The sequence below is a fragment of the Siminovitchia thermophila genome (assembly GCF_016909185.1).
In the GTDB taxonomy this organism is placed as follows: domain Bacteria; phylum Bacillota; class Bacilli; order Bacillales; family Bacillaceae_C; genus Siminovitchia; species Siminovitchia thermophila.
Genome location: NZ_JAFBFH010000017.1, coordinates 1 through 15,355 on the forward strand (window position 1 = coordinate 1; position 15,355 = coordinate 15,355).

At 41.0% G+C, this 15,355-nt stretch carries 13 protein-coding genes and 1 riboswitch; of the genes, 5 read left to right on the plus strand and 8 right to left on the minus strand.

Annotation, left to right across the window (positions count from 1 at the left end; translation table 11 throughout):
* Positions 1–151: 151 nt before the first annotated feature.
* The 3 genes from JOC94_RS12540 to JOC94_RS12550 are packed head-to-tail and all read left to right on the plus strand — an operon-like array spanning position 152 to position 4,376.
* Positions 152–1,177 (plus strand): thiopeptide-type bacteriocin biosynthesis protein, encoded by a 1,026-nt coding sequence (locus tag JOC94_RS12540; protein WP_077114510.1) that lies wholly within the window; start codon positions 152–154, stop codon positions 1,175–1,177.
* Positions 1,165–3,012, plus strand: coding sequence for an ABC transporter ATP-binding protein (locus JOC94_RS12545; protein WP_077114508.1), 1,848 nt, complete (start codon positions 1,165–1,167; stop codon positions 3,010–3,012). The genes JOC94_RS12540 and JOC94_RS12545 overlap by 13 nt, the downstream gene beginning before the upstream one ends.
* A gap of 14 nt (positions 3,013–3,026) precedes the next feature.
* Positions 3,027–4,376, plus strand: coding sequence for a lanthionine synthetase C family protein (locus JOC94_RS12550; RefSeq protein WP_077114506.1), 1,350 nt, complete (start codon positions 3,027–3,029; stop codon positions 4,374–4,376).
* Between the two features lie 1,026 nt (positions 4,377–5,402).
* Here JOC94_RS12550 and JOC94_RS23550 read toward each other — a convergent pair.
* The 3 genes from JOC94_RS23550 to JOC94_RS12560 all read right to left on the minus strand — a co-directional run bounded on the left by JOC94_RS23550 (position 5,403) and on the right by JOC94_RS12560 (position 7,096).
* On the minus strand, positions 5,403–5,486 hold the full coding sequence (locus tag JOC94_RS23550; protein ID WP_408021922.1) for a hypothetical protein: 84 nt from the start codon (positions 5,484–5,486) through the stop codon (positions 5,403–5,405).
* A gap of 172 nt (positions 5,487–5,658) precedes the next feature.
* Entirely contained in the window at positions 5,659–6,588 is a 930-nt protein-coding gene (locus tag JOC94_RS12555) for an ABC transporter substrate-binding protein (RefSeq protein WP_077114512.1), read from the minus strand.
* A gap of 4 nt (positions 6,589–6,592) precedes the next feature.
* On the minus strand, positions 6,593–7,096 hold the full coding sequence (locus JOC94_RS12560) for a hypothetical protein (RefSeq protein ID WP_205179525.1): 504 nt from the start codon (positions 7,094–7,096) through the stop codon (positions 6,593–6,595).
* Positions 7,097–7,582: 486 nt separating this feature from the next.
* Between JOC94_RS12560 and JOC94_RS12565 the strand changes: the two genes are divergently transcribed.
* Together JOC94_RS12565 and JOC94_RS12570 are read left to right on the plus strand one after the other, a co-directional pair.
* Positions 7,583–7,753 (plus strand): hypothetical protein, encoded by a 171-nt coding sequence (locus JOC94_RS12565; RefSeq protein ID WP_205179465.1) that lies wholly within the window; start codon positions 7,583–7,585, stop codon positions 7,751–7,753.
* 10 nt (positions 7,754–7,763) lie between these two features.
* A complete protein-coding gene (locus JOC94_RS12570; protein ID WP_205179466.1) occupies positions 7,764–9,161 on the plus strand; it encodes a vWA domain-containing protein in 1,398 nt (465 codons plus the stop codon).
* A 925-nt stretch (positions 9,162–10,086) separates the two neighbouring features.
* Here the strand turns inward: JOC94_RS12570 and JOC94_RS12575 are convergent.
* From JOC94_RS12575 to JOC94_RS12595, 5 genes are all read right to left on the minus strand, one after another.
* The gene (locus JOC94_RS12575) at positions 10,087–10,992 is read right to left on the minus strand and encodes an acetamidase/formamidase family protein (RefSeq protein ID WP_205179467.1); all 906 of its coding nucleotides are present in this window, start codon (positions 10,990–10,992) and stop codon (positions 10,087–10,089) included.
* A gap of 172 nt (positions 10,993–11,164) precedes the next feature.
* Positions 11,165–12,004 (minus strand): MetQ/NlpA family ABC transporter substrate-binding protein, encoded by an 840-nt coding sequence (locus JOC94_RS12580; protein ID WP_205179468.1) that lies wholly within the window; start codon positions 12,002–12,004, stop codon positions 11,165–11,167.
* A gap of 34 nt (positions 12,005–12,038) precedes the next feature.
* Positions 12,039–12,710, minus strand: a complete 672-nt coding sequence (locus tag JOC94_RS12585; protein ID WP_408021921.1) for a methionine ABC transporter permease — start codon at positions 12,708–12,710, stop codon at positions 12,039–12,041.
* Complete coding sequence (locus JOC94_RS12590; protein WP_205179469.1) at positions 12,685–13,722, minus strand: methionine ABC transporter ATP-binding protein; 1,038 nt, start codon at positions 13,720–13,722, stop codon at positions 12,685–12,687. Before JOC94_RS12590 ends, JOC94_RS12585 begins: the two co-directional genes overlap by 26 nt.
* An 81-nt stretch (positions 13,723–13,803) precedes the next feature.
* Complete coding sequence (locus JOC94_RS12595) at positions 13,804–14,649, minus strand: MetQ/NlpA family ABC transporter substrate-binding protein (RefSeq protein WP_205179471.1); 846 nt, start codon at positions 14,647–14,649, stop codon at positions 13,804–13,806.
* Between the two features lie 144 nt (positions 14,650–14,793).
* Positions 14,794–14,911, minus strand: a riboswitch (SAM riboswitch).
* Positions 14,912–15,355 lie beyond the last annotated feature (444 nt).

The window sequence follows — 15,355 nt, forward strand, 5'->3', positions numbered from 1 at the left end:
ACATAATATTCACCTCAAGAATATTATGCGGTTATTGGTCGAAGCTGTACATTATTAAACAATCAACTTTGTACATTCTTAGAGTAGCATTTATAAATATGACTTTAAGCGGCTTAGTAAAGGACAAACCATCAGGATAAACGAAACGGGAATGAAAGATCCGGCCGAACTATTTGTGAAAAATAAGAACGGGGATTCATTTTTTGCCGAATTTGTTTTCCCGCTGATCAAAAACACCCATGTAACAAACGAGAACATCCTTCATAAAAATAAAATGCAGATAAAGAAGGAATTTATACCGGATGAACAACGACTAAAATTTCCGGGAAGTGAATGGCTTTATATCAAGCTGTATGGCATGAGTCAGCGTGTCGAGGAGTTTCTATATAATGGATTCTGTAAATTGTCTGAGGAAGCAAAAGAAAATGGCTGGGCTGAACAGGCATTCTTCATCCGATATATAGACGAAGTCCCACATATCCGAATCCGGTTAAAAGGGGATCCGGACCTTTTAGTAACTCAAGGATTTCCATCCATCTATAAATGGGCTAATACGATGAAAGAAGATGGTTTATTGAATCGGATGGTCATTGATACATATGACCCTGAAATCGAGAGATATGGGGGTCCAAAGCTTATCGGTAATGCTGAAGCATTCTTCTCAAAAGACAGCGAGGTTGTAGCACAGTATCTGGGCCTTAGAAGATTTCAACGCTTTGACATTAGTGAAGAGCTGTTTGGGGCTATTAGTATTATTGATATCCTGGAAGCATTTTCGTTCAGCTTCAGGGAACAGCTGGACTGGCTCAATGAAAGTGTGAATTATAAGGATTATAAAGAGGAATTTAAACAGTTGAAACCCCAACTACTGCGATATGGCAATACCAATGACAATTGGTCTAGTTTACAGATGGATGAAAATGGACAAACAATCTCCTCATTATTGAATATTAGAAGAGAAACGTTGGGGCGGTATGCAGATAGTGTAAAGGAGGCGAATCAGCAAGGTCTGCTAACCAACCATATTGACGACCTGATCGGCAGCGTCATTCATATGCACATTAACCGGTTAATCGGAGTAGATCGGACGAGGGAGACGAAGATTATCACACTCGCGAGACACACTTTGTACAATTTAAGGTACCAGAAGGAGAAGCAGAAACAATGGATGAGTTAAAATACTATTCTTCTAATTTCAGTTTTAAAAGTATTTTAAGTTCATTTTCTTATTGGCCCCGATTATTCAAGCTTCTCTGGGAGATCAACAAAGCCTACTTTATTCTTATTATTGGCTGCTCTCTTTTGCAGGGGCTGATTCCTGCCTTTTTGATTATTGCCACGCAGGGGTTTATTAACAGTATTGTCAATTCGCAGAACAGCGGTGCCTTCTCAGATGTTTTTTTCAGCTTTGCTCTGCTTGCAGGGGCAACTATTTTGAATGAATTGGTGAGTGTCATGAAAGGGTATGTCGAAAGGCTTTATGAAAGTCTCATAGGCTATCGCTTAAATGAAACGATCATGAGCAAATCAAATGACCTCCCATTGGAATCATTCGAAGACGCAGATGTCCAGGATAAGCTAAAGCGCGCCCAGTCGGAGGCATCTTATCGACCGTATCAGATTTTTTCCCAGATACTTTCCTTAATCAGCCAGGCTGTAACCCTATTTTCTGTTGCTGCGATTCTGATTATCTGGAAATGGTGGGTTGCCTGCTTATTGATCGTCTTCCCACTCGTTTCCTTTATTTCTTTTTTGAAATTAGGTCAAGAAGAGTTTGAAATTCATTTCAGAAGAGCCCCTAAAACCAGAGAATCCTGGTATTTGTCGTTTTTGCTGACAAAAGACAATAGCTTTAAAGAAGTGAAATTGTTTAAATTGGGCTCCTATTTGATTGAGCAGTATAAGCGGATATTCTCTGGCTTCTTTGAAGAAGATAAGGTAATTGCCAAGAAACGTTCTTTTATGTCTATCCGATTTCAATTTTTAAATGAAATTGTCTCTGCCATCATTATTTTCATGATCGCATTTGCTGCGTTTAATAAGGAAATCATGATTGGCAATCTCGTCGGAATGATTCAGGCGGTTACAATGACACAGGGAAACTCTCAAGGAGTTGTTCAAGGAATCTTATCATTATGCCAAAACAGCTTATATATGAAGCAGCTGTTTGCCTTTTTGGATTTAGAAGTGAAGGAAGAAGATGATGACTCGAGTGCAGAAGAACTGGGCGAAATAGAAAGTTTGGAATTCAGAAATGTCTCATTTGTTTATCCAAATACTGCAAATTTGACATTAAAGCATATTAGTTTCACGCTGAAAAAAGGAGAAACTGTTGCAGTCGTTGGGAAAAACGGTTCGGGAAAGTCAACGATGGTAAAAATTCTGACCCAGCTTTACAGCTCTTATGAAGGAGAGGTCTTGATTAACAATCAAGACGTCAGGAAATATAGAAAATCAGATATTCGCCAAAGGATGGGGGCTGTGTTCCAGGACTTTGTTCACTACGAAATGTCTGCAAGAAAAAATATTGGATTTGGAAATCTTCAGAGGATGTTGGAAGATGAAAGTATCCTGAATGCAGCCGAGAGGTCTGGTGTATTGCCTCTTGTAAATAAGCTGAACAGGGGACTAGACAGCCAGCTCGGGAGATGGTTTGAAGAAGGCGAGCAGCTATCAGGGGGACAGTGGCAGCGGATTGCGATTGCTAGAGCATTTATGCGGGAAGCTGACGTGTATATCCTCGATGAGCCGAGTTCCTTTTTAGATCCGGAAGCTGAAGCGGATATATTTTCCAGATTTCAGGACTTAGTAGAAGATAAGATCGGATTATTTATTTCTCACCGTTTTTCCTCTGTTAAATTTGCTGACAAAATTATTGTTTTTGACAATGGCGAGATCATCGAAATGGGCTCACATGAGGAACTGATAAGTTTAAATGGGCTCTATAAAGATTTGTATGATACTCAAGTGAATGCAATTGTGAGAGAAGAAGTGCATCTGCAGAGCTTATAAAGGGGGATGGACCTATGGTGCAGACGGAATTACATAAGAGCGAGATTTTAAGGAGAAAGGTAGAAGACATTGCCATTGAATTGGCTATGAAATTAAAGGATAAGGAAGCTGTAAGTGCGGCCATCCAGGATAAAGAAAACTTTATCCTCCATCATGGTGTGAAACATTATCCATGGGAGCCTCTAAGTCTCTCTCATGGATATCCGGCCATATGTGTGGCTATGGGAGAAATGGACAAGTTCAGGCAAGATTCCGGCTGGGATCTTGTTGGCCATGACTATGTGCTTGGGATAAAAAAAGAAATCGAAAGGCATGGGATTCATTCTCTCTCCATGTGGAGCGGCCTGTCTGGAATCCTGATGGGGGTACATGCGCTTTCTAAAGGCGGAAGTAGATACAAGGGTTTCATCAATCAATTAATTCAATTTTTCTGTGAAACTTACCCTGCGGAATTGGAAAAAACGATGGCCAAAAACGACCTCGAAATGTCGGATTATGATGTAATCGAGGGGTGGTGCAGTACAATAGGAATCTTATTACTTTATAAAGAGGAAGAATGGGCGAAGACAGCCCTCGGGAAAGTTCTGGCTTATATAGTTTCATTTTGTGAAGATAAAACAGTACTTGGGGTAACGGTTCCCGGCTGGTATATTTTACCCAGACAATTATCTCCGGAGTCTAGCCCAATGGGAGAATTCAACTGCGGCATGTCCCATGGAATAGCGGGTGTCCTAGCGGCCATGTCGATATGTTTAAAGGAAGGAATTCAAATTTCGGGTCAAAAAGAGGCAATGCATAAAATTAGCGATTGGCTGAGATCTCATTCCCGGAAGGATCAATATGGTGTTAGGTTACCTTCTATAATCAGCTGGGAAGAAGAGGTTTATAAAGATCGTTCAAACGCGGAAGACTACCATAGGGACGCATGGTGCTATGGATCTCCAGGCGCAGCAAGGGCATTGTGGCTTGCAGGTGAGGCTCTTAATCGGAATGCTTTGAAGGCGATTGCTTTAGATGCCTATCTTGCTACTTTTTCTAAACCGTTGAAGAAATGGAATATCTTCTCCCCTACATTTTGTCATGGACTTTCAGGACTTTTGAGACTTACCCATCTTATGTATGAGGACAGCGGAAATGAAGCATTAAGAATAGAACGGGACAAACTCCTTTCCATGATCGTGGATATGTATGACCAGAATGCCCCATTAGGATATTATGATCACAATTTTAGTGATAATGCCGAGAAGAAAATAGCCAATATGGGGATGCTGGAGGGCGTGGCGGGGATATTGCTGACACTCCTTTCCATATACCAAAAGCCGATATCAAACTGGGATCTGGCCTTTATGATTAATAAATCATAACGGTAAAAAGAGTAATGGGGCTGTCCGAAAAGTAGTTTTTCCGCACGGAGACTAAATAAAGTAAAATCCACAAATGCTGTAAAATCCGCATTCATGGGTTTTTATTATGGGTGTATTTTTCTTTAATTTGAACTTTTTAGACCCCCCTAGAAAACAAAGAGTTGCTGGAGAAATTCGAGTAAGAGGATTTTAATGCAGTAGTTGAAACGATAAATGCAACCAATGAATCTCTTGGTGAATTAGAATAAACAGTATATTTAGTGTCATTATTCTCATGTCACTTTTTTAAAAATCTGTATTATGGTTTGTTGGAGCTGTACTCTTGGCATATGTTTTTCAATATTTGATGAATAAATATTGGAATCAAGGTCGGTCTTGAATAAGAGTGCTGATTAGTTTTGAAAATAACCCTTATCAAATTGCAACAAAAATTACAAATGGCTGTCTTGAGCGTGTGGTGTGAGTTCACAGTTAATTATGGGACAGCAAAACACCATAGAACAGGTTACCTTCTTGTGCAGTTGGTAGCCTGTTCTATTTTTTGTTTTAGCGGACGCTCGAGGGGAGAAGGGTGACACGTAGCGCATATCAATCGAACTGTGGAATACCGGAATGGAGTGATAGAGGAATAAGGATATGCGCGAAAGTCAATTGGCAGTCTTACCTTGCCGAAATTCTGTGATAAATGATTGTCAATTTGGATACTGCGAACAGAATGAGCCGGCTGTGCGGAGTTTTGAGCCACTGTTTGCGGTCAATAGAGCCAGTGAATGCAGAGGAGAGAGCCACTGGCTATATAGAAAAAGGGGGGACAGCCATTGAAAAGGTTTTATCCTAATTTCAATGGCTGCTGATTCTATCTAAATTGTTTATCTGCTAATTGCTCGTCTATAATCTCAATTGCCCAACGGACAAGTTCATCAAAATCTAAATCCTCTTCCTCGTCCCATACACAAGTAGTTAGTAACCTATCTACTATTTTCATCATCACTTCTTCCGGTAAATATTTGTGAAAGAAATACTTAGCTACAAGTAAACTTTAATTAGATCGGTGGTTAGTCGAACATCGATTTGTTCATGTACGTAATCATATGGAACGGAATAATACATTCGTTCAACCTCGATGTGGTAGTTCAATTGAACTTTTGCTGTTTTTCATTCCGCTAGGCGCCGTTTTCTCCCACTTAGACCTTTTGTATCAAATCAGGTCTTAGTCTTACGGCACCTTACATGCGGGATAAAAAGTCGCGACACACTGACATTTTACACCAGCTGTTATACATTATTGAAAAAGCTCGGGATAAGCGGTTTTTGCAACCAACTCAACAGCTTCACCGATTCTTGGTCCTGAACGGCCCATTAGGTCATTATCCACTAGATATACTTCGTCGTTTTGAATGGCGTTGATGTTTTCCCAACCTTTGCGCTCTTGGATTTCTTTGATCGGATTTTCATGCAGCCCCGTTGTCACGATTATTTCCGGGTTTTGCTTGGCCACTTCTTCAGCCGTCACATTTATTAAGCCTACTTGGTCGCCAAATGTATTTTTCACACCTGCTTTTTGTAAAATCATATCCTGAAGTGTATTTTTTCCAACTGTATACATTTCGGGAGCGGGAATCATTTCTACATAGACTGTTTTCGGATTTTCAATTGTTTTGACTTTCTTTTCTACCTCCGCTATTTGGGATTGTATATCTTTGATCAATGTTTCTCCTTTTTCTTTCACATTCATTACTTCGGAAATTTGTTCTATATCACCAAATACATCTTCAAAAGAAGAGGGCGATTGGATTACAAAAACGGGAATTTCTGCATCTTCCAGCGTCTTTAACGCACCTTCGTCAGCTGTTGTAGGGGCAAATACAACACCCGGATCTAAGTCAATTATTTTTTCCGTGTTTATATGGACAGAGTCTGAAACACGTTCAATTTCTTTTGCTTCCTCCGGATATTGGTCAAGATCAGTCGCGCCGATGACTTTATCTCCGGAATCGAGCGCGAATAAGATCTCGGTGTTGCTTGGTTCTAAAGAAACAACTGTTTTCGGAGCTTTTTCAAACGTCACTTCTTTTCCTGTATCATCTGTCACGGTGTAGGGTTGGTCGGCTTCCGCTGATTTATTTCCTTTGTTATCGGCATTCTGGCATGCACTCAGAAAAAAAGCGAGAATAATAGCAGATAGCCAGCCAAGTAATTTTGCCTGTTTCATCACATTATTCCTCCGATTTCTTCATCCGTTTTACAGGGTAAGATTTGCTTATAAAAGGAATCTCTTCAACGCCATTTATTTTATTCACATAAACTGCCATTACAAATAAGACATTGGCCAAAAGATGAGTGTAGTCAAAGAGCCGTTTTGGCACTTCTTTTTCCAAACTGACTTTATGTAGGGCACGGACAGATTTCTTCGCTTCACTGCGGCAAACATGAAGCACACAAGCCGCTGTTGTGCCTTGTGGAAGGACAAAACGGTCAATTCGATCTTTTACTTCTGCCACATAAAAGTCGTACATCTTGCTTAGACGGTTTACATCCTCTTCGGTAATGGCCATTTTTCCACGGACAGAACCATTTAAATGGTAAACCATCGGAAGCAAATACATTAAATCTTCGTGAACAACCGGTATCTCTTTTGTAAGCGAAGCCGCTTGTCCAATCCGTGTTGTCAATGAATCTGTTCTGATTTCGAAATCCACGGTGGAAGCAGATTCACGCATATAAGGATAACAAAGATATCGCAAGTCTTTCTTTTCTTTCAAGTTCTTTCCCTCCTTTGTTTCTTTTTCAGTGGAAGTGGCCGCCTTCTGACGTCCGGATGGCGGACCAAAAAAAGACGGCCGGGGAAAAGCGGGCAACGCTCAAGGTTCATCAATTACCCCTGTATTCAGAAGGGCAAATAGTATGGGTCAACCGAACAGTAAGGCATCATCGGCACTACCAGTTCCAACTGGCCAGATTTCCTATCAAGCTTAAAATAAGTGGCTACACTTCTGCAAGAATTTGACTTATTTAGCCAGTATATCACGTTTCGTATGATAGTTTGACAGGTTTCCGGGTAGAGACAGATTCAATATCATTTTTTGAGCGACTGCTTAAGGATAATGGCCTGGACTGCGTCAAGGACAAAAACACTTAAGTTTCGCATAACATAGATTATGCGCCAATGACGGGCAAACAAACTTGACGAATAGGTGAGGGAGGTCATGTTGTTTTTAGAAAACGCCATTCTTTTTCTGCCAACACCCGCCCAAATAAAGCTATTTGTGAAAGAATTTAACCTGGCTTCTAATAGTATTTTAGTGTTAGGCAAAAAGGACGTTTTTAATTTTTTCAAAAAAAACTATACTAAACTTATAGCATTAATATCAAATTAGGAAGTGAAAAATGTTGAAGAAGCCTTGGCTGATTTTGCTACTTGTCTGCGTGGCCTTGCTTGGCTGTCAGCAGGACGAAACAAAAAGTGGCCAACCTAAAGAAAATACTGGTACATCAAAAACACAAAAGACTACAGAAGAAAAAGAAACGTACAGCCTGATTGGAGAAGAAATCGAGAAAGAACCGGCTGGACACTTGTTCGAAAAATATATCGGAAAAAAAGAGTTTGCTGATCAAGAAGAGTATGAAAAAGCAGAAGAAGAAGCTGTAGCTGAATACCTGGAAGAAATAAAAAACAAAGATACGAAGGATTGGGATGCCAAGCAGTGGGCAACATCAATTATTACAAGTCTCCGTACGGATGTCGGAAATGTCATTCAGCCAGTGAGAGATATGGAAGTAAAGTATCACGAACTAAAACTACCCGACGGAAGACTCGTTCAGGATGTCAGTGAAGAAGAATTAAACGAACAGCCGGATGAAGTGAATATAGCTGTTTTGATAGATGCCAGTGGAAGCATGAAGGCGGAAGTTCCAGGTGGTATAAAAATGGCATTGGCAAAGTCAAGCATCGAACAATTTTCAGAAAGCTTGCCGGAGAATGTGAACATCTCCTTATCTGTCTTCGGTCATAAAGGGACAGGGTCCGATCAGGACAAAAAGCTGTCATGTGAAAGCATCGAAACCGTGTATCCTTTGAAAGCATACGATCAAAAAGCATTCTCCGCTGCGTTAGATCAATTTGATGCGAGTGGTTGGACGCCGCTTGCGTCAGCCATACAGAAAGCGGAAAAGGAGCTAAAAGAAACGAGCAGTGAGGAGGCAAAAACATTTATTTATGTTGTTAGTGATGGTATTGAAACATGTGATGGGGATCCTGTTCAAGCAGCAAAGGCTGCCAAGCATTCACTAACAGACCTGCAAATGAATATTATCGGATTTGATGTGGACGACGAAGCTGATCGCCAGTTGAAAGAGGTGGCCAATGCCGGAGGCGGAAAGTATACATCGGTTAATAACAAACAGGAATTGGATGAAGAGGTTACGAAAAGCTGGAAGGAAAGCATGGGAAAAACAGGGTGGCGATACTGGTTTAGCCAAAATTCCCATAGTACTAACGTTTCGTCTGTCAGAATGGCTAGTGAGCTCAGGGGATTACAGGGAGATTACCTCACTTCACTGAACAGGGAGCATGATCGAATGAAAACAGCTTTAAACGAACTATCGGATGAAGACATAATGGATCTGGATACCAAACTAGCTATTTCAGATGCAATAGATGAACGGACGAAAACCGTTAAGGAATATGCAGACTCCGTCAGACAAGAAAAGCATCGTGAAATTTTTGATACCGCGGACAGCATAAAAGAGAAAATGGATCATGTAACAAAGGACCTTGATCTATAGAAAAAAGTTGAACAGCCTCCAGCTCTCGTTTGGACATCATGAATCGGGGAGAAATAGAAAAAAAGAGGTTTCCCACTGTAGGGTTTTCAACTTTTTCATAATGTCGCATCGTCCAACTTACATGCAAGGAAGTGGATCATGTTTTCGCCATGGCCACTTCCTGTTTGGAAAGAAGTGGTTTGAAAGTGTCTGCCGTGCATTCACTGGGGAAAAAATCCGTTTCTGACTAAATACCCGAACGGCAAGGTCGCCATATGATCATTACAAGCTTTCGGACAGATGTCGGAAATATCATTCAACCAGTGGAAGATGTTGAAGGAAAGTACAACGGGAGACTCGTTCAGATGTACAGGAGTTATAGGAATTCCCATTATTTTCCAATATATTTTCTGAACTCCTCATTGCAAATTCATATTTATGGTTTGTAAACTCGATATTTAACTTTGCTAAATATCAACCACCTTCAAAAAAACCAATTATGGCACGTTCTTTTATTTATCGTTACAGCTATCACATTTGGTTATGCTTTTTTCATCAATGATCCATTCAGCACCAATACTCGCATTCCTTTTTTTGCTTTTCAATTTGCTATTAACAAATTAACCAAAAAACTATGAGGCCTCATCTTTTTCTATACGCTTAACGACGTCCGGATAAAGTCCGGTTAAAACCTTTAACTCTGCCAAAAAAAACAAAACAGGTTACCGATTTTAGCAAAATGTAATGATGAACATCTACTTTGCTTCAGGAACAATCAGTGTCTCGTCTAATTTCTTGGTATGCTGCCACACACATGTCCAATCGCCACTGTTTAAAAAGGATACAGGCGAGGTCCTTCACAACGTTTTTAAATAAAAAAAGAAGCGCCCAATGGCCGAAAAAATCGACTTAATGGACAACTCCTTTGTTTTTCTATACGGGATTTTTAACCAAATATCTTTATGTTATACGTATCTAAAAACCATTGGGGTACAAAGAACCTAGCCGTTAACAAAGGGTCAACAATCTGCGAGATTTGAGTATGTCCAATCGCGCTTAATAGCATCGTCATTTCGCTCAGTTCAAGGTCTGTATGGGGAAGGAGCAGATCGACCATTTCTTCCACGGCCGTTTTGGCGGCTTCGTCCAATGTCTTGGCTGATACTAATTGACTCAGACCATCTGAATTTTTAACCACGGGGTGCTTCAAGCTTTTTCCTTTGAATACTTGTAAGGTTATATCCGCTTTTCCCGGAACTTCGATACCGGATACACCAATTTCTCCGTCTCCCATTGCTGCATGCATATCTCCCAGGCCAAACAAAGCCCCTTCGTGAAAAATAGGGAAATAGATGGTCGCTCCCTCTGCAATGAGAAGTGTATCCAGGTTTCCGCCATGGCTTCCCGGTGTGCCGCAAGGCACGGCATCGTCCTCAGGAGCAACACCTATCACACCAATCATTTTATTAAGCGGGATTTTCACTTTTTCATTAAAAATGGCATAGTTGTCTTCGATTGGAGTGATTTTCACGGTAAATTCATCGATTCGATGGCCCATGACACCCAAATTTGGTCCAGTAGCAAGCACGCCACTTTCCCCAATTTCAATACTGTGAATCGTTACAGCCAATACATCTCCCGGCTTGGCCGATTCTACGTAAATGGGGCCAGTTGCGGGATTAATTCGGTTCCAATCAATACTGTTCATCGTTGTATGATCGGACTGGATTTGATTTTCAAAGCAGTCGTAAGCTTCAACTACCAACCTGGTTCCCGAGTCCACCTTTATAACGGGTTCGTGTTCTTTGCTAAATGAATAAATAGGCTTTCCCGTTGGTACTATTTGCGGCATTCTCTTCCCACCCTTTTATAAAAAGTACATATTAAGCCTATCGTAACATAGAAGTTAGGTAAGTCAATTTTCGTCGTATTTGGTGATCTATTCTCTATCAACATGGCAAAAAGGCGGGGGCAGCCCTATTTGTGCTACATCCGCCTTTCCGGTTAGTTCGGTACCTTCCCAATTACCATCCGGGAATAACGGCACCCTTATATGTTTCATCAATAAATTGTTTGACTTCTTCTGACTGGTATACTTCCAAAAATTGCTTAATCGCAGGGTCATCTTTACTTTCCGCTCTGGCGGCAACAATATTCACCCACGGGGAATCTTTTTCTTCCATAAAGATGGCGTCTTCTGTTGGAACGAGTCCACTTTCAATCGCGTAGTTGGAATTGATGGCCGCCGCATCCAAATCATCCAATTGGTGTGGAATTTGCGCGGCTTCCAATTCTACAAATTCATAATCCTTTTTGTTTTCTTCAATGTCCTTGACGGATGGTGTATCGCCAGCGCCTTTCTTCAGTTTGATCAGTCCGGCTTTTTCAAATAATAGGAGGGAGCGGCCGCCATTGGTCGGGTCGCTGGGCAATCCCAGCTTTGCGCCTTTTTTCAGTTCGCCGAGATCTTTCACTTTATTGGAATATACACCCATCGGGGTCGTAATCGTATTTCCGACGTTGACGATATCGTAGTTGCGATCTTCTTTTTGTTTGTTCATATAAGGTTCATGTTGGAATACGTTCAGATCAAGATCTCCTTGTGCCAGTGCTTCGTTCACAATGAGATAGTCGGAAAAAGTTTTTATATCAATTTCCAGGTCTTTATCTGCGGCCAGTTCTTTTACTTTTTCCATGATTTCCTCATGTTCACCTGCGGTGACACCTACAGTCAGCTTTCCGTCACTGAGCAGGTCTTTCGCTTTTTCGTCTTTATCTCCCGCGTTTTCTTTGTCGCCGCCTCCGCAAGCTGTAAGGGCGGCGATCAGTATGAGGAGTAAACTGGATAAGAGCCACTTTTTCATATTGCCATTCCTCTTTTCTTTTTTTGATGGTTGATTAGTCTTTTTTCAATTTGGCTGCCAAGCGGTTGCCAAGCGACTGTAGCCCTTGCACAAGGATGATGAGCAAGATGACTGTTACATACATCACATCGACTTCGTAACGGAGGTGTCCGTAGCGGTAAGCAAGGTCGCCAAGACCGCCGCCGCCGACAAGTCCCGCCATGGCCGTTGCTCCGATTAAGGAGATGGTGGCAATGGTTAAACCAAGAATGATGGATGAGCGGGACTCCCTTACAAGCACGTGCCATACGATATGCCTTGTTTTCATCCCCATCGCTTCGTATGCTTCAATCACTCCGCGGTCCACCTCTAAGAGGGCGGTTTCCATTAAGCGGGCGATATAGGGCGCTGTATAAATAACGAGCGGCACGATCACCCCTTTTACACCAATCGTTACTCCGACAATGAATTTTGTAAAAGGCAAAATAAAGAACAACAAAATAATAAATGGAACTGAACGGATAATATTAATCAATACGTTTAAAACACCAAAAACAAATTTATTGCCGAGAGCTTTTCCCGGACGGGTCAAAACAAGCATGATTCCCAAAGGCAAGCCAATTAAAATGGATATTCCTAAAGAGATTCCGACCATTTGGAAGGTTTGGATGATGGCTTCCCAAATATCAGCGCCCCAGTTGTCAAGAAACTCGTTTATTTTCGTCACTAATCTTCACACCTTCCACATGAACCTGATCTTGTTCCAAATACCGAATGGCTTTATGAATTTCGGCCGGATCACCTTTCATATGAACGACAAGCTGGCCAAAGGTATCTTCTTTTAAATGTGTAATGCTGCCTGATAGAATGTTTGGATATATATCAAACTTCTTTGTAACAGTGGCCAACGCTGGTTCGCCGCTTGATTCCCCGAAGAAAGAGAGAGTAACGACTTGGCCGCTTTCATTTAATTTTTCCAGCATGTCGTTTGGTATTTTATGTGTAAACAGATTGCTGACAAACCGCTTCGTCGTCGGATGTTGCGGTGAAGTAAAGAGGTCTTTCGTTTTTCCTTCCTCGATTACTTCCCCTTTTTCCATGACGGCCACACGGTCGCAAATTCGTTGGATGACGTTCATTTCATGCGTAATCAACAAAATCGTGATGCCGAGCTCTTTATTGATTTTTAACAGCAATTCCAGAATGGCCTCCGTTGTATCAGGGTCCAATGCGCTTGTCGCTTCGTCACTTAAAAGGACTTCGGGCTCGAAAGCCAACGCACGGGCAATGGCTACCCGTTGTTTTTGCCCGCCGGACAGTTCGGCCGGGTAGGCATGATGCTTTTCGTCGAGTCCAACGATTTTTATATATTTCTTGACCCGCTCTTCCACTTCCTTTTTGCTGAATCCGGCAAGTTTCAGCGGCAGGGCGATATTTTCATAAACAGTAGCCGTCTTTAACAAATTAAAGCCTTGAAAAATCATTCCGATGTTACTGCGGGCTTCGCGAAGTTTTTTGGTAGACAGCTTTGTTAAATCGATCCCTTTTACTTTTACAGAACCCGTATCCGGTTTTTCCAATAAATTGACGCAACGGATGAGCGTGCTTTTTCCTGCGCCGCTGTATCCAATGACACCGTATATTTCACCCTTTTTCACTGAAAGTGACACATTCTTTAATGCGTGAATAGAGCCTTGCTTGCCTTTAAATGTCTTTGAAATTCCCGCCAATTCGATCATGTGTATTTGCTCCTTCATGCTTTATTTTCAAACCCGTAATGGCTGGAAGAATATTCGGGGACGGGTGGCCCCCTTCATTCCTTACCAGGAAGGAATGACAGATCCTTCAAATGTTTCATCAATAAATTGTTTTGTTTCATCAGAGCGGTACACATCCAAAAACTTTTGAATCGCTTCGTCGTCTTTGGACTCGGCTCTTGCCGTAACAATATTTACCCATGGAGAATCTTTCGATTCGATAAAGATAGCATCTTTTCCAGGTTTGAATCCATGTTCGATCGCATAATTGGTATTAATCGCCGCCGCATCCAGTTCTTCCAACTGACGGGGAATTTGGGATGCTTCCAATTCCACAAATTCAAAGTTGTTTTTGTTTTCTTCGATATCTTTGACAGTTGGCGTGTTTCCCGAGCCTTCTTTTAGTGTAATCAATTCGGCTTTTTCGAATAAAACGAGAGCGCGGCCGCCGTTTGTAGGATCGTTAGGCAAACCGAGCTTTGCCCCTTTTTGCAGTTTTTGCACATCTTTTACTTTGGAAGAATAAATACCCATCGGGAACGTTACTGTTTCGCCCACATTTACAAGATCCAGGTTTCTGTCCTTTTTAAATTGATCTAAATAAGGTATCGTCTGAAATACGTTGAGATCAAGCTCTTTTTCGTCCAAAGCGATATTCGGCATGACATAGTCGGTGAAAACTTTTACTTCTATTTCCAAATCTTCTTTTGCTGCAAGCTCTTTTACTTTTTCCACAATTTGCTCGTGCGGTCCGGCCGTTACGCCGACTGTCAATTTGCCGTCGCTGAGAAGACCTTCAGATGTTGATTCTTTATTTACAGTTTCTTTTTCACTGCTTTTTCCTCCACCGCATGCGGCAAGGGTAAGTGCTAGCAACACAACGAAACTAGTTAATAACCATTTGTGCATGTCATTTCCTCTTTTCTTTATATATTTAGTCTGCATTTAAGGCGTATGTTGAAAATCACATACGGGGAGGTTTTTTCTTCAAAATGAAAAATGCCTCCCAAAATGAGAGGCATGGATATACATTGTAAGTAAATCGGTTTACCTCTCTTATCTTTCAAAATACAACAGTATTTTGCAGGATTTAGCACCTGTTCTTGTTTCGTCAAACAAGAATGGTTGCCGGGCTTCACAGGGCCAGTCCCTCCGCCGCTCTTTATAAGAGAATTTCAAATTCAATTGTTACATAGATATTATCCTTAGTTAGAAAAAATGTCAACAAATTTTTCATGGAAACTGAAAATCAAAAAGTAAAACCCAAGCTTTAAAATCAACATTCTTGGGTTTTGAATTATTGGACTCTTTAGTTTTTAAGGAGAAGTTTTTGGAACGCAATGAAAGAGCAAATTTATAAAATTAATTTGTTTGACGATTTTTATTTATCTTTGTCAAAAATTTATATACTCCAATTATTAAGAAATAGATAATAAACACATTTAATAAAAATGCAGAGGGGATAAATTCAGTAGTTGATAAATTCTTAGGAGAAAAAAGGAGGAATGTAGTAGTTAATTTATTAGGTCCATGATGTATTACCCAGTTAAAAGGAAGTCCATACGATTTTCCTTGAGAAGGAGAGATTAAGACTATGCTTATAGAAACGATAAAG